Annotated in this window: 13 protein-coding genes; 9 read left to right on the top strand and 4 right to left on the bottom strand. The window is 54.9% G+C overall.

The features are described from left to right. Window positions 1-14: 14 nt before the first annotated feature. Together N0M98_RS22615 and N0M98_RS22610 are read left to right on the top strand one after the other, a co-directional pair. Window positions 15-1,214 (top strand): MFS transporter, encoded by a 1,200-nt coding sequence (locus N0M98_RS22615; protein ID WP_259619257.1) that lies wholly within the window; start codon window positions 15-17, stop codon window positions 1,212-1,214. A 315-nt stretch (window positions 1,215-1,529) separates the two neighbouring features. Then, window positions 1,530-2,351: a metallophosphoesterase family protein gene (locus N0M98_RS22610; RefSeq protein ID WP_259619256.1), complete on the top strand. Its 822-nt coding sequence runs from the start codon at window positions 1,530-1,532 to the stop codon at window positions 2,349-2,351. A gap of 269 nt (window positions 2,352-2,620) precedes the next feature. On the opposite strand, the gene N0M98_RS22605 is transcribed toward N0M98_RS22610, so the two are convergent. Further along, window positions 2,621-3,838, bottom strand: a complete 1,218-nt coding sequence (locus N0M98_RS22605; protein ID WP_259619255.1) for an MFS transporter — start codon at window positions 3,836-3,838, stop codon at window positions 2,621-2,623. 197 nt (window positions 3,839-4,035) lie between these two features. On the opposite strand from N0M98_RS22605, the gene N0M98_RS22600 reads away from it, so the two are divergent. After that, on the top strand, window positions 4,036-5,118 hold the full coding sequence (locus tag N0M98_RS22600; protein ID WP_249866308.1) for a Gfo/Idh/MocA family protein: 1,083 nt from the start codon (window positions 4,036-4,038) through the stop codon (window positions 5,116-5,118). A gap of 108 nt (window positions 5,119-5,226) precedes the next feature. Then, the gene (locus tag N0M98_RS22595; protein WP_259619254.1) at window positions 5,227-7,905 is read left to right on the top strand and encodes a YhgE/Pip domain-containing protein; all 2,679 of its coding nucleotides are present in this window, start codon (window positions 5,227-5,229) and stop codon (window positions 7,903-7,905) included. A 108-nt stretch (window positions 7,906-8,013) separates the two neighbouring features. On the opposite strand, the gene N0M98_RS22590 is transcribed toward N0M98_RS22595, so the two are convergent. Further along, on the bottom strand, window positions 8,014-8,475 hold the full coding sequence (locus tag N0M98_RS22590) for a DUF2269 family protein (RefSeq protein ID WP_249865826.1): 462 nt from the start codon (window positions 8,473-8,475) through the stop codon (window positions 8,014-8,016). A gap of 307 nt (window positions 8,476-8,782) precedes the next feature. On the opposite strand from N0M98_RS22590, the gene N0M98_RS22585 reads away from it, so the two are divergent. The 5 genes from N0M98_RS22585 to N0M98_RS22565 all read left to right on the top strand — a co-directional run bounded on the left by N0M98_RS22585 (window position 8,783) and on the right by N0M98_RS22565 (window position 14,774). Next, window positions 8,783-9,991, top strand: coding sequence for a hypothetical protein (locus N0M98_RS22585; protein WP_259619253.1), 1,209 nt, complete (start codon window positions 8,783-8,785; stop codon window positions 9,989-9,991). 82 nt (window positions 9,992-10,073) lie between these two features. Beyond that, window positions 10,074-10,955, top strand: coding sequence for a hypothetical protein (locus N0M98_RS22580; protein ID WP_259619252.1), 882 nt, complete (start codon window positions 10,074-10,076; stop codon window positions 10,953-10,955). Window positions 10,956-11,101: 146 nt separating this feature from the next. Beyond that, window positions 11,102-11,920, top strand: a complete 819-nt coding sequence (locus N0M98_RS22575; RefSeq protein ID WP_259619251.1) for an MFS transporter — start codon at window positions 11,102-11,104, stop codon at window positions 11,918-11,920. Next, the gene (locus tag N0M98_RS22570) at window positions 11,911-12,408 is read left to right on the top strand and encodes an MFS transporter (protein WP_259619250.1); all 498 of its coding nucleotides are present in this window, start codon (window positions 11,911-11,913) and stop codon (window positions 12,406-12,408) included. The genes N0M98_RS22575 and N0M98_RS22570 overlap by 10 nt, the downstream gene beginning before the upstream one ends. Window positions 12,409-12,719: 311 nt before the next feature. Continuing rightward, window positions 12,720-14,774, top strand: coding sequence for a molybdopterin-containing oxidoreductase family protein (locus tag N0M98_RS22565; protein ID WP_249865822.1), 2,055 nt, complete (start codon window positions 12,720-12,722; stop codon window positions 14,772-14,774). Between the two features lie 226 nt (window positions 14,775-15,000). On the opposite strand, the gene hxlB is transcribed toward N0M98_RS22565, so the two are convergent. Further along, the gene (gene hxlB, locus N0M98_RS22560; RefSeq protein WP_249866307.1) at window positions 15,001-15,558 is read right to left on the bottom strand and encodes a 6-phospho-3-hexuloisomerase; all 558 of its coding nucleotides are present in this window, start codon (window positions 15,556-15,558) and stop codon (window positions 15,001-15,003) included. 5 nt (window positions 15,559-15,563) lie between these two features. Beyond that, window positions 15,564-16,196: a 3-hexulose-6-phosphate synthase gene (hxlA, locus tag N0M98_RS22555; RefSeq protein WP_249865821.1), complete on the bottom strand. Its 633-nt coding sequence runs from the start codon at window positions 16,194-16,196 to the stop codon at window positions 15,564-15,566. Between the last annotated feature and the right edge of the window lie 527 nt (window positions 16,197-16,723).

The raw sequence follows: 16,723 nt of genomic DNA, 5'->3' as shown, positions 1-16,723 counted from the left end.
AGGAGATGGAAGAAATGATGGATTCCTCATCATCGCAGAAAGGAAGCTTGTTAAGTCAGCCGAAGGCGGTATGGGCCGTCGGCTTCGCCTGCATTATCGCTTTTATGGGGATCGGTCTGGTAGACCCGATCTTGCCCGCCATTGCCGAGAAAATGAACGCATCGCAAAGCCAGGTGACCTTGCTGTTCACCAGCTATAATATCGTCATGGCCGTGGCCATGCTGATTACCGGAGTCGTGTCGTCACGGCTGGGGACCAAATGGACGCTTCTCTGCGGGATCATCATCATTGCCGTATTCGCCTCGCTGGGCGGCGCCTCGAACAGCATCTGGGCGCTTGTCGGGCTGCGCGGCGGTTGGGGGCTTGGCAATGCGCTGTTCGTAGCTACGGCATTGTCCGCTATCGTGTCCCTGTCCAGAGCGGGAACGGCTCAAGCTATCATTTTGTACGAAGCCGCTATCGGACTCGGGATTTCGGTCGGACCGCTGCTCGGCGGGGAACTGGGCTCCATATCATGGCGCGGTCCGTTCTACGGCGTCGGCGTATTAATGGTGGTGGCATTTATATTCCTCTTGGTCATGATGCCCAAAACGAAACAAATGACGAAGGCCAAAAGCTCCATTCTCGATCCGTTTCGGGCTTTGAAATACCGCGGTTTATCCACGCTCGGGATCACCGCTCTGCTGTATAACTTCGGGTTCTTTACTTTGCTCGCCTATGCTCCTTTCGTCATGCAGTTGAAGGAACGCGGTCTGGGCTATGTCTTTCTCGGCTGGGGCCTGCTGCTTGCCGTCACATCGGTATTTGTTGCTCCGCAGCTGCAAAGACGGTTCGGCACGATCTCTTCCATGTGCGCTATGCTTACGCTGTTCGCGGCGACGCTGCTTGCGATGGGCATATGGACTTCGAGCAAGGCGGTCGTTATTATTTCCGTTATCATTGCCGGAGCTTTCCTGGGCAATAATAATACATTGATTACTACGGCAGTTATGCAGGCAGCGCCGGTGGAACGTCCGACCGCTTCAGCCGCGTACAGCTTCCTGCGCTTTCTCGGAGGCGCTATCGCTCCGTGGCTGGCGGGCAAATTGGCGGAATGGTTCAACCCTCATGTTCCGTTCATCGTAGGCGGATGCTTCGTGCTCGTCTCGGTGCTGTTCGTGCTGATGAATCGGAACCATCTGAAGCATATCGATCATGCCGACCCGGCACATTAATAGTTAATACGAAACGCAGCAGTCTTCCCCGCTGGGGAGGGCTGTTTTTGCTTTTTTTTTGCTCTCTCGGCGAGTTTTTTTATCAAGAACCGTTTCTTTTCCAAGGCCGGTGAGGTACGATGCTATTGACGGAGAGGATTGCTAGGTATTCCGTGTTTTTGGGACAAACCTGCCCGCATAGGGCCCGGTTTCATGGCGTATCGGTCAATAGCCGCCGGACCGGCGCGCAGGACAACCCCCCGTCATAGCGCAAGCAAAGTGCGGCATATAGTAGGAAAAGGCAAGCAGTTCGTCAAAAATGGGAGGGTACCAGGTATGCGTATTGCATTGTTGGGAGATTTTCATTATTCACGGATGGACGGCGGTACGGCCGAGATGCTTGAAGCAAGGGATGCGGCTTACAAGACGATGCTGGATGCGTTCTTGCAGACCGAGGCGGATTTGCATATTTCGCTAGGGGATCTTACGCACGGCGGATACCCGGAGGAATTCCGCTACGTTTTTGAGCAAATTAACGGCAGCGGGCGCAGCTTTATTCACGTGCTGGGCAATCACGACACATATTCGATTCCCAAGACCGAGATTCTCGCCATTACTGGCCAGCAGCGTTACGGCGCGATTGAATTGGACGAAGCCAAGCTCTTATTCCTCGATTCTACGAAGGAAATGAATCGTTCGGATTGGGGCGGAGAGCTGGACGAACGGCAGCTCGCATGGCTTAAGGAGCAATTGGAGCAATCCGGCGGCAAGCCGGTGCTGGTGTTCGCTCATCATCCGGTATACGATACGACGGCGCATTCGACTAAGGACAAATTATCGATTCATCCCGATATCGATATCCAATCGGCGCTGCGGGCGAAGCAAGGCCCGGCTTTCTACTTCTGCGGGCATAACCACCTCAATTCGATCGTGTCCCGCGACGGCTGGCATTACATACAAACGGCGGCTTGTCTGGATCATCCGGCCTTTCGCCTGATCGAGCTAAGCGGGGAGAAGCTGACGATCGGCTTTGTGACGATGGAAGATGAGACGCTTTCAGGCCATATCGAACGGTTTAATACTCAGGTGAAAGGTTTCAAACCGACAGCCGATGCGCAGGGCCTGGAGGAAGACTGTTATTTGCAGGTGGACTTATAAAAATGTGGCGAAAAAGTCCGCTGCGGCGCGCATTTGATCTTTTTTCACCATGCTTATAAAAGTTAACACACAAATTATCCACAGTGTTATCCACATAATAAACAGATCATTCAGACTTGCTGTGCATATGTTTAGACGTTCTGTCAACATATCCACAGATTTAGTTATTCACATGCTGCGCTGCGGCCGCCGTTCTGCGGCGGGCAGAAACGGAAAAGCCAACCTGAGTCAGGTTGGCTTTTTGCTGAGCCGGGCCGGGCGGGAGCCGGTTATTTCGAGGTCTCTTTCAAGGGAGAAGAAGCCGCATTGAAGGAGAACTTGGGCATTTTCAACAGCAGAGCGACAAGCAGCAGCATACAGCCGTTGATGGCGAACACGATGGGAATCGACAGCTGCGTCGCCAGGAAGCCGCCGATCAGCGGGCCCAGCAGCAGCCCCATCTGGTTGGCGGATTGGTTCAGGCTGAAGGCGCGGCTGCGGAAGCCCGGGTCCGTATGCTTGGCGATAAAGGCGTTAAGCGCCGGGAAGACGGCGGCGAAAAACAATCCGTATACGAAGCGCAGCGATCCGAAGCCAACCAGATTGTGAAACAAAATTTGCAGCAGATTGCCGATTCCGCCGCCGATGAGCCCGATAAAGAGCACCTTCTCGTAGCCGACCTTCGTTCCGATTCTTCCCCAACGAGGCGCGGCGATCAGCGTGGCGACGCCTACGGCCGAGAAGATGATGCCTGCGTGCAGCGAAGCCGAATTTTGCGAGGAACCGAGCTTCAGCACATAGATGGTAAGCAGCGGTTCAAGAATCATGATCGAGGTGGAGGTAATAAAGACGATGAACAGCGCCGACATCAGCATCCGGTTCGACGCCGCTTCTTTAAGATCCTTCGTCACGGAGGAGCGTTTCCCTTCCGAGCGGTTGAACGACGGCTCTTTAATCCACAAGAGCGCAATGAGGAAGGCTATCAGCACCATGATCCCCGCGAGAAAAAACGTCTGCCGCGGTCCGACCCAGTGGCTTACGATGCCTCCGAGCAGCGGACCCATGATCGATGCGGTCGCGCTGGCCGTCGACATGATCCCGAGCGCATAGCCGACATGCTTCTCCGGCGTATTGGTGGCTACGAGCGCTATCGCCGACGGAATATAGCCCGCCAGCAGCCCTTCCATAACTCTCACCAAAATTAATTCGTACGGATTTTGCACGAGAAAATATAAAAAGTAAGCGATCGACAGGCATAGCCCCGCCCTTAGCATCATCGGCTTACGGCCGTACTTGTCGGCGAGCGAGCCCCAGAACGGAGCGATCAGCGAGCTGGCCAGAAAAGTAACGGCAAAGATAACGCCCGTCCAAGCTTCCAGATGATCCGTCACCCCGAGTTCATCCTGCAAAAAAATCGACATAAACGGAATGGACACCGAGTAAGCCATACTGACGAGGAACGCGCCGATCCATAAGACGATAAGATTGCGTTTCCAGAACGAATCCACGAGAAAGCACTTCCTTTACTGCATTTGGTATCTATCATATCACGCGAAGACTGGGTTTCCCGATAGAACGTTTTTGTCGGACGATAAAATGTTATGATGAATAGCGCTTGAGACGCGCTTTTTTTATGGTATGATGGTTTGGAAAAATATGCTGGTTTCCTGCCGGTAGGGAGGAAGCCTGTTGGAGGTAAACGATGATGAGCAAACCCGTTCAATTCAGTATTATCGGCGGCGCGGGGTTTCGCGCGCAATATTATCTTCGCATCGCCCAAGCGCTTCCGGACCGGTTCCGCGTGAGCGGCATGGTAGTCAGGGACGAGGCCAAAGGACAAGCGATGCAGCGGCAGTGGGGAACGAACGTGTATCCGTCGCTGGAGAAGCTGCTGGAGCGGGAGCGTCCGGATTTTGTCGTCGTATCGGTTAGCCGCAGCGCTTCCCCGGATTACTTGCTCCGGTTGGCGGAGCTGTCCATCCCTGCCCTGGCCGAAACTCCTCCGGCTCCCGATCTGGAAGGGCTGCTGGAGCTGCACGAGCGGCTTACGCTTCGCGGAGCCCGGGTACAGGTGGCCGAGCAGTACCATCTGCAGCCGATTCAGGCGGCACGGCTTGCATTCATTCGCTCCGGTCGGCTCGGCCGTATATCCGAGGCGTCGGTATCGATTTCGCATTTGTATCATGGCGTCAGCCTGATTCGCAAAATGCTCGGAGCCGGCTTCGAAGAAGTCCGTATCCGGGGAATGCGGTTTACGTCCGACTGGGTTGCGGGGCCCGACCGCAGCGGGCCGCCGGCCGAGGAGAGAATCGTTGCGCTGCAGCGCGACTTAGCCTGGCTCGATTTTGGCGATAAGCTGGGCATTTACGATTTTACGAAGGACCAGCATCGCTCCTGGACGCGCTCCAATCATTTGTCGGTGCGAGGGCAGCGCGGCGAAATTTTCGATAACCGGATTCGCGTACTGGCCGATCATGCGACGCCGCTCTATCTTGATCTTAAGAGAATTAACCGCGGCGAGGAGGAGAATCAGGAAGGATATTTCCTTAAAGGCATTATGGCGGGGGATCAATGGCTGTATGACAATCCGTTCGCCCCGGCGCGGTTGTACGACGACGAGATCGGCATCGCCTCCTGCTTGCAGCTGATGGCCGAATATGCGGCGGGCGGGCCGGAATTTTACAGTCTTCGCGAAGCTTCGCAGGACCATTACCTCGGGATGATGATCGAGCGGGCTATCGCCACCGGAGAAACCGTAACGGCCGTCCGCCAGCCTTGGGCGCTATAATCGTACGCTCAGATGTAAGCGGGGAGAGCGCCCTAAAACTTCAATGGATGGAAATGGGCTTACACGGATAAATTAAACGACAAATGAGACAATCTGGGTGATTTGCGGATGAAAAACATATTTCAAATATATAAAACGGATTTATTGAATATTGCCAAGGTGCCTACGGGGCTGCTGCTGATGGTCGCTTTGGCTATTCTTCCTTCCGTCTATGCCTGGGTGAACCTGAAGGCGATGTGGGACCCTTACGGGAATACGTCGGGCATCAAGATCGCCGTAACCAGCAAGGACGAGGGAGCTTCCGCCAAAGGCAAGACGTTCAATATCGGCAGCGAAGTCATAAGCAGCCTCCATGATAATCATAAGCTGGGCTGGACGTTCGTGGATGAGGAAGAGGCGCTGCACGGCGTGGAGCGCGGCGATTACTATGCGAGTCTGATCATTCCCGCCGACTTCTCGGGCAAAATTGCCAGCGTGCTGGAAGGCAATCCGCAAAAGCCGGAAATTATTTATACCGTTAATGAAAAAGTAAACGCCGTCGCACCGAAAATTACCGAGAAGGGCGCTTCCAGCGTGACGACGCAAATTAGCGAAAATTTTATCCGGACGGTCAGCGATACGGTACTGTCGCGCATGAAAGAGCTGGGACTCGAGTTCGAGGCGCAGCTGCCGACGATCCGTAAGATCGAGAGCCGCATCTTCGAGCTGGAGAAACGGCTTCCCGAGATCGAAGGCGTAGGGAACAGGGCGCTGGAGATCGAACAGAAGCTTCCGGAAATTAGGGAGAAGGGCGATAAAATCGTCCGGCTGGAGCAGCAAATTCCCGAGATCGACAAGGCCGGGGACGCGGTGCTTAAGATCGAGGAGCGCTGGCCCCAGATTGAGGACGCCGCCGGCGAGCTGCTGCTCATTCAGGAGAAGCTGCCGGACATTCAGCGGGCGGCCGACCGGGTGACCGAGCTGGACCAAAACTTTTACAAGGTCGAGGACGCGCTCAACAAGGCGGTGGACGATACCCGCAAAGCGGGAGAAATTACGAGCGCCGCGCTGGACGCGCTGCCGAAGCTGGAGGCGATCGCCGTTGACGGAGGCGCGTTCGCGGACGGGCTGCAGAGTTTTTTGCAAAACAACGACGCCGCTTTTCAGGCGCTCATTCCCGTGGTCAAGCAAAATTTGATCCTGATGCAGCAGACGGCCGACGACGTTACCGAAATTACAGAGCAGCTGCAGGATGCCAATCTCGATCCCAAGCCGTTTCTCGCCGTGCTCGGCTTTGCCGCGGACCGGCTGACGACGGCGGTGAACGTGCTCGACCGCCAGATCGATTTGTTCACCCGGCTGAACAAATATTTGCCCAAAGCTCCGCTGACGGACAACATTGAGCGGCTGAGCGCCGTACGGTCGAACTTCACCCAGCAGATTGAGCAAATCCGCGCTATCGTGACGGCGGTTCAGAACGGAGAGAAGCCGGCCAAGGACATCGTGTCCAGCTTGAACAAGCTGTCCAAGGAAGCGAGCATGGCGCTCGGATCGATATTGTCGAAGTATGATTCGGAGATCGTGCCGAACGTGACGAAGGCGTTAGACCAGATTTTGTCGGTCGCCAAGAACAGCGCCGAGGTGCTGCGGACGCTAAAAGACAAGCTGCCGGACATCAAGGGCATCTTGCAGGATGCGCAGGCGGGCATTCAATTCGCCGCGAGCGGGCTTGAGGCGCTGCAGCAGGATTTGCCGCAAATCCGCGCGAAGATTCACGAAGCGGCGGAGGCGGTGCAGACGAAGATGGGGCAATTCACCGAAGCGCTGAATGCGGCGGCTCCCTTCATTCGCAACGACCTGCCGAAGGTCGGGCAAAAAGTGCATCAGGCGGCCGATTTCGTACGCAACGATCTGCCGGAGGCCGAGGAGGAGCTGCGCAAAGTAGCCGACTTGTACCAAACCAAGTTTCCCGAGGTGGAGAGCGCGGTGCATCAGGTGGCGGATATGGTCCGAGACGATTTGCCGCAGCTGGAGGATGCCGTACATAAGGCGGCGGACGAGATCCGCAAGGTGGAGGGGGAAGGCAGCATCGCCGAGCTGCTGAACTGGCTGCAGAACGATATGACGAAGGAGAGCGATTTTCTCGCCAATCCCGTTCTCATCCAAGAGGTGAAGAAGTACCCGATTCCGAATTACGGTTCGGCGATGTCGCCGTTCTATACGACCTTGTCGCTGTGGGTCGGGGCGATGCTGCTCGTGTCGCTCATGCGGGTGGAAGTCGAGGATCCGGAAGGCATCGTGTACAAAAGCTACGAAATTTACTTCGGCCGGATGTGCATCTTCCTGACGATCGGCTTCTTCCAGGCGCTCATCGTCTCGCTCGGCGATTTCTTCATTCTCGGCACCTATGTCGTCCATAAGTTTTGGTTCGTCGTCTTTGCGATTTTGATTAGCGCGGTGTTCGTGACCATCACGTACACGCTAGTATCCGTGTTCGGCAATATCGGCAAAGGGATAGCGATTATTTTTCTCGTGCTGCAGTTTTCCAGCTCCGGGGGCACGTTCCCGGTCAGCACGGCGGCTACGTTCTTTCAGAAGCTGAATCCGTTCGTACCGTTTACTTATGCGGTCGGAGCGATGCGCGAGGCAGTAGGGGGCATACTCCTGAGCGCCGTACTGAAGGATGTGCTTTTCCTGATCGTCTTTATAGCGGTTTGCTATGTCGTCGCTCTGGCGCTGAAGAAGCCGCTCAGCGGTTATACGAAGCGCGTAGCCGAGAAGGCGAGACAGACGAAGCTGATTTCATAATCGCCGCGCCGGATTGCGCGGATTAGGCTTACAGAGCCGCCCTCCTTACGCTGAGAAGGAGAGCGGCTTTTTGCCTGTAGGCGCCGCAACGGATTTTTTCATCACCTTTCAGAAGCTTCGGCTCACCATTAGATAGAGGATAACGACAGGCAGCAGTGTAGCGGCTACGCCGAAGATAGCCCAATAGCGGGAAGCGCGGGAATAAGCGTCGGACATGCGCCCATTCCGGACGTCCGCGGCGCTGTGGCGGATCATAGCTCGCTGCAGCGGAATGAGCACGGCCAGCCAGATGATGCCCGTTATCGCGAATAAAATCAGCGATAGCGTAAGCCAATTCAGCCCCATCATCGGCATATCGGCGCGAACGGCCATAACAACGCCGGAGAGCACGATGAGAAGTAGCCCGGGCAAAGTAAAGACCATATCGGCGAGCATGACGTTCTTGGCCGCGCTGTGGATAATAACGGGGTCTTTCTGCAAATCCGCGCGAACTTTCCAAAACGCCGCCGTTATAATATTGCCTACAAATAAGACCGCTCCTATCAGATGCAGAACAAGCCATAAGTTCATTATGCATTCATCCTCTCGTAGGGGAATTTGATTTCTTGGCGCGAGGCTGATCAGAGCCGCTTTATACGATTATTATACAAACCGACCATCGGTTTGTAAATGAAAAGATGATCATTACTTTTAATAACATACCAAGCCGCTGGAAATGTGCTGAAGCGGATGGATTGATGCTACAATCACTGTGCAGAGGTTTGCCTGCAGGATTTGGACTTGATTTGCAAAGGCGCTTGTACAACTAATTTCGTTTTTTAGCGTCTAAACAATCGAGTTAATAAATGGTATCATTCGGAAAATAAGGAGCTATATTATGGGCAAAAATTGGACCGTTTGTACGATTGCCGCAATGATCTGGATCTGCAGCGGTGTTCATGCCGTTACGGCCTCTGCGGTTGAACAAGCCGTGGTTCCTTCCGGTTCTGTCATCGTAAACCCGCCTGAGCTGTTTCGAATTCCCTCTACGATCGATTTGTTAAGCGAAACCCCTTTTTATTCGGAGCCCGGAAATCCTGCCGCGGACCCTGTAGGCACGTTCGCCGCACAGAAAGGCATTCAAGTTCTCGGCGGAGAGTATAAATGGGCGAGAGGACGCAGTTGGTGGCTGATCTCCACTTATCTCGGTCCGAAATGGATTTCTCCTGAGCCATGGAATATCACTGTCCCTCCTCCAGAAAAAATCCATCTGGTATCAAAGACCCCTGCTTATGCCTCTATGGATGACACTGTCCCTCCTACTGCGCTTTTAACTCCACAAGAGGTGCGGGTAACCGGAGCGGAGAAAATGTGGTTTTACGCAAACAGCAGCGATGAGAAACGATGGGTACGCATACAGACTCCCAACCTGGGAGAGCAGTGGGTGCATCTATCCGTCGGAAGCATCGGATATGTAAAGCCGGCGGATTATTATTCGTACTATGGGAGCGGTCAATTTTTGCTGGACGATCCCAATTACTACGGCCCTTACGGCTCGATGGCCGGCCCGATGTTCCAGCAGACAGTCAACGAAACGCTTCACGTTACCGGCGAATACGTCAATGTGTACGATACCAGCTATCAGGTGGAGACGGAGCAAGGCCCGAAATATATCCACGAGCAAGGGATACCGGTCATTCGGAAGAATGAACCTTTGACTTTGCATAACGACACGCCTTTATTTGCGTTCGCCACTTACCGAAGCGGGCTCTCCGTTGTGCTGCACCCGCAGACGGTAAGCTCTTTTGAGCAGCTTCGCGATTCCGACGTATACCACGTGCATACGAGCTTCGGGGACGGCTGGTTGGATCTCGGGCTTACGGAGCCGTCGAACACGGTGAAGACGAGCGCTCCCTTGGAGCTCAAAGGCTCTCACCCGTTATACCAGTTTCCGTTCGATGGGTTGGAATTGGGCGGTTTCCAGCTAGCTAACGTTACCGTTTACCCGAGCGCTTATTGGGAAGATCCTAAAGGTACGGTGTGGTACCTGGTGGATAATCAGAACGCGAAATATTGGCTGAAGAAAGATCCCGATAACCATAACTAAAACATTGGTAGTCGTTTGGATTCAAGTTATTTATCGTGATGCCTGCTATGATATGTATTTAACAGAAAGGAAGCCTTCCACATTGATGAATAAATTCCAGCGTATCGCGTTCACTATGCTGTCCGTGTTAACCGTTGCCGTCGCCGGATGCGACACGGAGCGAATGGCCGAACCAAGCGTCATCCCCGTAAAGTTCTTATCCGATCAGCACCATCAGCAGCCGAAGCAAGCGGCGTACCGCCCGGACTTGTTTCCGGAGCAGGCTGCGATTCCGTTCGGCGAAAGCGCCGTTCAGCCGTTGGAACAGGCTTCTCCTCCGAGCGGAGCTAAGCTGATTCAAAGCGTTCCTCTTGCGGATACAAAAGCAGAAATTCGCATTTATTTGGATACGGATGCGTCCTCGAACTTGACCGGATATCTTAAGGGCTTGCAGACGGAGTGGAAGCTGGGCTCCTTGTCCGCTGCTGCTCCCGGGCAAGTGCGGATTACCCCGTTGAACTGGATCGCCGGGGAATGGACCGGAGCCGAGATTGCAAGCACGTCCGATTCCGCGGCGGCGAAGAAACGGCTTGCGGTTTATCATCAACCTACGGATTCGTGGAAGGTCATCGATTTCCAAGGGCACGGCGCCATGGCAGCGGATCTCGACGGCGACGGCGTTACTGAATGGGTCGGAAACCAAACGGATTGGGTGCCCCCTGCCGTGGAAATTCACCGCTGGAATCAGGAGCTGGGCCGCTTCGAATCAACCGTTGTCCAGCTGGACCCCGGCTTGTTTCCGGATATGGCCGGCGATACGCCTTCCTATTCTTCGCTTTTTGTAGAGGAGGGCAAGACTTTTTTTGAAATCGGCGACGACGATGCCTATGCCTTTTTTACCTATGACCGCGGAATGTTGAAAAAGTACCGGCCGGCCGACACGCGTGACCGCGTCCTGGAAATGCAAATGAAGCGGAGCCATTGAATGGTTGCAAGCCCGGATTACAGCATAATGAAAATTATCCCGGACGACAGGATAAAGTCTGGTTTCGGGGAGGCTCTCCTGATATGATGGAGATACGGAAATGTAACGGCGCGAGAGCTGACTGAATGGATATGGTGGGAAAAAAGATGAATGCGAATCGGGTACTTCAATCGTTAACGTCTTCTTGGAAGCAGTTTCCGAGGGACGCCTTATTTTTTATTGCCGCCAGCTGCGTCAATGCGACGGGCAAAGCGGTGATGTGGCCGCTGACGACGCTGTATGTGCATAATGTGATGGGCAAATCGTACGGCGAAGCTGGGCTTGTCGTGCTGTACCAGGCGCTGTGCAGCGTGCTGGGGGAATTTACCGGCGGCAACCTGTATTACCGGATCGGACCGAAAACGATGATTTCGGGGTCGTTTATCATCTCGGCGCTCACGCTGTATGCGATCGCCTTCACGGATAGTTGGCCTTTGTATATAACGCTTGTCTGCTTGCTGGGATTTACGAACGGGATCTCGATGCCCTCGATGAACGCTTATGCAGGGTTCCGGTGGAAGGAGCACCGCCGGCGTTTGTACAATGTGATGTATGTTTGCAACAATGCCGGCTTGTCCATCGGAGCCATGGTCGGCGGCTTGGTTGCCGCCGTTTCCTTTCAGCTGACGTATGTGCTGACGGGAACGACGACGCTGCTGTTCGCGGTGTTTTTGTTCTTTTTTATGAAAGAGCGCGCTCTTCACTCTTTGGAATCCGCTGAGCCGGCGGCGGCAGTCAAGGAGGATGGCCGCCACGGGCATGACGATGCTAGAGCCGCTGTCCAGGCGGAGGCTGTCCGGATGAACCGTTCCAGTCTGCTGCGCAACATCCGGCTGTATTTATTTATATCCGTCGGCTCGATGTTTTTCTGGCTGTCTTTTACGCAGTGGACGCTCCTTATATTGAAGAGCAAGGAATGGATTTGAAGTATTACAGTCTGCTCTGGACGGTGAACGGTATTGTCATTCTTGCCTTCCAGCCGTTTACAAACTGGATCAAACAAAATTTCGCGCAAAACATCGTCCGTCAAATGCTCGTCAGCGCGCTGTTTTCGGTCGCGGCGTTTTCCTTTATTTTATTTTTCCATGAGCTGTATGTGTATTTGATTATAGGCATGGTGCTGGCGACGTTGGGCGAAATGATGCTGCTGCCGGCGATTCCGACGTTTTTCTCCGAGCGCACGGGAGTCAACGCGCCGTTCTATATGGGGCTGGCCGGCGGATTCGCCAATGTGGGACGGATGATCGGACCGCTCCTGTTCGGCCACGCTTTCGACTTGTGGGGCATTGGAGCGGTATTTTTCCTCGGGACGCTGTCTTCGCTTGCCGCGCTCGTCATGTTCTACATTCATGCGAATATGAACAAAGATCCGGACCCTGTGCCGGAAGCGGCTTTCAGAACGTTGGGGGCATAGGCGCGGCTTGGGAGAGTTGGAACTCAAGTCGGAACGCTGGGCATACGAAAAACACGATAACGGCAAGGGCGTTTCTTAAGGCGGTTTAAGACCTGGAAACGTCTTTTCCGTGTTTTTGGGGCGCAGCATATTATTCAGGGCGTTGACGATGAACCTGCTTTACTATTGCCGCCGTAAACTTTAAACTACGTTATATATTAATTCTGTTGAATAGGAAGACGAAGCAAGCGGGAACGGTCTGTCGAAGCGGCCGCGCGCTTGTGATTCGAAAGCTTTGCCGCCGGCAGTCTAACCCGGAAGGAGATGTCATAATGAACTCTGCCAAGCATGCCGCTAATGGGGTATTTCCCTCCGTATGTTCGCTGGATTGCCCGGATCAATGCGGATTGATCATTCATAAGGAGAACGGTAAAATCGTCAAAATCGAAGGTGATCCTTCGCATCCCGTAACCCAAGGCGCGATTTGCAATAAAGTGCGCAATATGGGGGAAAGGATTTACGATCCGAAGCGTCTGCAGTATCCGCTGAAGAGGGTCGGCGGCAAGGGAGAAGGCCGTTTCGAGCGCATATCTTGGGCGGAAGCGATCGATACGATCACCTCTCGCTGGAAGCAAACGATCGATGCGTATGGGGCCGAGGCGATTCTTCCTTACAGCTTCTACGGCAATATGGGACGGATCGGGACCGAAGGGATGGACCGGAGGTTTTTCCACCGGCTCGGAGCCAGCCGATTGCTGTATTCGATCTGCCAGGCCGCCGGCACCGAGGGTTACAATTATACGATGGGCGGCGCGGTCGGCACCGACCCGGAGGATACCGTCGATGCCAAGCTGTTCATCATGTGGGGCATCAATACGGTCAGCACGAATATGCATCAGGTGGTGCTCGCCGAGAAGGCGCGCAAGAACGGCGCCAAAATCGTCGTCATCGACGTTCATAAAAATCAGACGGGGCGCTGGGCCGACTGGTTTATCCCGATTATGCCGGGCACCGATGCGGCGCTCGCTCTCGGCATCATGCATATTTTGTTCGCCGAGAACAAGACGGACGAGGCGTTTCTCAGGCAGTATACCGTCGGACACGAGGAACTGAGACAGCATGTGAAGCAGTACGACCCGCATACGGTGTCCGCGATTACCGGCGTGCCTGCGGAGGACATCGTCAAGCTGGCGCGCTTGTACGCGGATACCTCGCCGTCGCTGATTCGGATCGGCAACGGGCCGCAGCATCACGACAACGGCGGCATGTGCATCCGGACGATTGCCTGTCTGCCCGCGCTGACGGGCCAATGGCTCGTGAAGGGCGGAGGCGCGATCAAAGGCAACGGCGCGGTGCTGGAGCATAACGCGGCCGCGCTGCAGCGGCCCGATCTGCTGAAGCGCAGCACGCGCCGGATTAATATGAACCGGCTCGGCAGCGCTCTGCTGGAGCTGGAGCCGAAGATCCGCTCGCTGTACGTGTACAACTCCAATCCGGCCGTCGTCGCTCCGGACGCGAACCGCGTCAGGCAGGGGCTGGAGCGGGAGGATTTGTTCACGGTCGTTCACGAGCTGTTCCTGACGGAAACGGCCAAATACGCGGATATTGTGCTGCCGGCGACGTCTTCGTTTGAGAATACCGATTTTTACCGCTCGTATTGGCATCATTACATTCAGCTTCAACAGCCGGTCATCGAGCCTTACGGGGAGAGCAAGTCGAACACCGAGGTATTTCGGCTGCTCGCGCAGGCGATGGGCTTTGAGGAGCAGGCGCTGAAGGATACGGACGAGGAACTGATCCGCCAGGCGCTCGATCATCCGGCTAACCCGCATCTGGAAGGGATGACGTTCGAGGCATTGACGGAGCGCCAGTTTATGAAAGCGAAGGCGAAGCCTCTGTTCCCGGGCCGGCTGCGCACGCCGAGCGGGAAGATCGAGCTGTATTCCAAAGCGATGGAGAAGAAAGGATTCCCGCCGCTGCCGACGTATACGCCGCTGTGCGAGGATGGGGACCTGCCGTTTCTGTTCATACCGGCGCCGAATCATAACTTCCTCAACTCGACGTTTTCGAACAACGAGAAGCATGTGCGAATGGAGAAAACGCCGAAGCTGTTCATGAACGCCGCCGATGCGGAGGCGCTCGGCATACAGACGGGCGACGCCGTGCGCGTCTGGAATCGCCGCGGCGAATGCGAGCTGACCGCTTCGGTCGGCGAAGACGTGCTGAGCGGGGTCGTCGTCAGCCAAGGGCTGTGGGCCGACGCGCCGGGCAGCAAGCGGCTCGTCAACGCGTTGACGCCGGACCGCGAGGCCGATATGGGCGGCGGCGCCGTATTCTTCTCCGGCCGCGTGCAGGTGGAGAAGGCCGGGCGCGAACCCGGGCTGTAACCCCCAAAAGACGCTTCCGTTCCCGCTTATGTTAAAGCGGTGCCGGAGGCGTCTTTGTCTGTGAAGGGGCCGGATGGCTTGCCGTCTGCGGCTCCGTTGGCTTGGCCTGTGCGCTCGTAAGCCGCTGGAAGAAGCTTATATACCGCGCAAGCCCGCAGCGCGAGCGAGATACGTGAGCTGCATGAAGGCGGGCAACTGCGATGCGGAAGCTTCTGAGCCGGCCCGCTTATTCCAGGTTGGCGTGCTTCGAGAACATCGCCGCGGCCTCAATGCCTTGACGATCCATCAGCTTGAGGACGAGGGCGTCCGTCAGCAGGAGCAGGCTTTGCTCGAACAGGGAACCCATAGGCTGGACGGTAGCGGAGCCGCCGCCTTGCTGCTCTTTGGGAGAGGCGGCTATGCGGACGGTCGCATCGGATAATTGACCTATGGTTGATTCAGGGTTGACGGTGACCAGAGCTATGTCGGCTCCGATGCTTTTGGCCTTTTGCGCCATCGACAAGAGGCTTTTCGTCTCGCCCGAGCCGGAGCCGATAATAAGAAGATCGTCCCGGCCGATCCCGGGAGTGACCGATTCCCCGACGACATAGGCGTTCAATCCGAGATGCATCAGCCGCATGGCGAACGCCCGCATCATCAGACCCGACCGCCCTGCGCCGGCCGTGAAGATGCGCTTCGCGCTGACGATACGGTCCGCGAACTCATCGGCGGCTTCATCGGAGAGCAGGTTAGCGGTGCCATGCAGCTCCGTCAGCATGATCCGGGTATATTCCGTGATCTGCATCATCGTTACCCTTGGCGGATCAGCTTACGCATTTCGGCCGCGCCCGCCGCTTTGTCGTCCAGTCCCGTAATGCCGCCGCCGACGATGACCAGATCCGGGCTAGCTTGAATGACTTCCGGCAGCGTGCTCAATTTGATGCCGCCGGCAATGGCCGTTTTGGCCTTTTTCACGACGCGTTTGATAGAGTTGAGCTCTTCGAAGGAATTTTTGCCCGCGGCTTGATGATCGTAGCCGGAGTGTACGCAAATATAGTCTACGCCCAGCTCGTCGATTTCTTGCGCCCGCTCTTCGAGGTTTTTGACGTTGATCATGTCGACCATAATTTTGCGGTTTTGCTTGCGCGCTTCTACTACCGCGCCTTGAATGGTGGAGTTGTCGGAGGCGCCGAGCACGGTAATAATATCTGCGCCGGCTTCGGAAGCTTTCATCACTTCGTAGCCGCCGGCATCCATAATTTTCAAATCGGCCAAAACCTGCAGATGAGGGAAGGCTTCCTTGATTTCTTTTACTGCGCGAAGTCCTTCATTTATGACAACCGGCGTGCCGATTTCTACGATGTCGATATAAGCTTCTACTTCTTTTACGACTTTTTTCGCTTCCGGAATATCAACGAGATCCAATGCTAATTGTAATTGCATCTGGGTCACTCCTTTTAGGTAGTTAGGATGTCTTTATGAACAAGACTTATTGTAAAAGCAAAGTTTCATTTTAGGAAGTACGCACTTCAAAGTGGTGTAGTCACTTACAGGATACTATTGTGCGGCGGTGGGCTTTATGGGACAATAGGATACATCGGATAGCAAAAATGCCCGGTGAAAAAGCAGACTTCGCTAAGCGAAGGCAATTCTGGAAAAGCGTAAGCGTTCGCCTTTGTTCTCGGATTTCACTCGTTTCACGGGCTTAAATATTCAAGAAATCCGGGAACAAGAGCGATCGGAAGTAAACATTCCTGTAGAGGCTAATATTTGGCCTTGGACAAAAACAGGGACGCCTCGTATGATGGGGGTGTCACGGGTCAAGGCCCTAAAAACCCATCAGGAGGCGTCTTATTATGAAGTTTAACCGAAATGCCACTATAAATCAACGAATCGACCGTATAACCCCACACCATGCGGTGGTGGGAGTCGACATCGCGAAAGATAGCCACGTAGCCCAATTGACGGAT

Origin of the sequence: Paenibacillus doosanensis (assembly GCF_025060755.1) — a bacterium.
Taxonomy (GTDB): Bacteria; Bacillota; Bacilli; order Paenibacillales; family NBRC-103111; genus Paenibacillus_S; species Paenibacillus_S doosanensis.
The sequence above is the reverse complement of the archived record's forward strand: the minus strand, read 5'-3'. Positions and strand labels throughout refer to the sequence as shown.

What these genes read in the sequence shown, in the direction of transcription:
- N0M98_RS22615 (WP_259619257.1), top strand. Translation starts at nt 15, where the DNA reads ATGATGGATTCCTCATCATCGCAGAAAGGAAGCTTGTTAAGTCAGCCG.
- N0M98_RS22610 (WP_259619256.1), top strand. Translation starts at nt 1,530, where the DNA reads ATGCGTATTGCATTGTTGGGAGATTTTCATTATTCACGGATGGACGGC.
- N0M98_RS22600 (WP_249866308.1), top strand. Translation starts at nt 4,036, where the DNA reads ATGAGCAAACCCGTTCAATTCAGTATTATCGGCGGCGCGGGGTTTCGC.
- N0M98_RS22595 (WP_259619254.1), top strand. Translation starts at nt 5,227, where the DNA reads ATGAAAAACATATTTCAAATATATAAAACGGATTTATTGAATATTGCC.
- N0M98_RS22590 (WP_249865826.1), bottom strand. Translation starts at nt 8,475, where the DNA reads ATGAACTTATGGCTTGTTCTGCATCTGATAGGAGCGGTCTTATTTGTA.
- N0M98_RS22585 (WP_259619253.1), top strand. Translation starts at nt 8,783, where the DNA reads ATGGGCAAAAATTGGACCGTTTGTACGATTGCCGCAATGATCTGGATC.
- N0M98_RS22575 (WP_259619251.1), top strand. Translation starts at nt 11,102, where the DNA reads ATGAATGCGAATCGGGTACTTCAATCGTTAACGTCTTCTTGGAAGCAG.
- N0M98_RS22570 (WP_259619250.1), top strand. Translation starts at nt 11,911, where the DNA reads ATGGATTTGAAGTATTACAGTCTGCTCTGGACGGTGAACGGTATTGTC.
- N0M98_RS22565 (WP_249865822.1), top strand. Translation starts at nt 12,720, where the DNA reads ATGAACTCTGCCAAGCATGCCGCTAATGGGGTATTTCCCTCCGTATGT.
- hxlB (WP_249866307.1), bottom strand. Translation starts at nt 15,558, where the DNA reads ATGCAGATCACGGAATATACCCGGATCATGCTGACGGAGCTGCATGGC.
- hxlA (WP_249865821.1), bottom strand. Translation starts at nt 16,196, where the DNA reads ATGCAATTACAATTAGCATTGGATCTCGTTGATATTCCGGAAGCGAAA.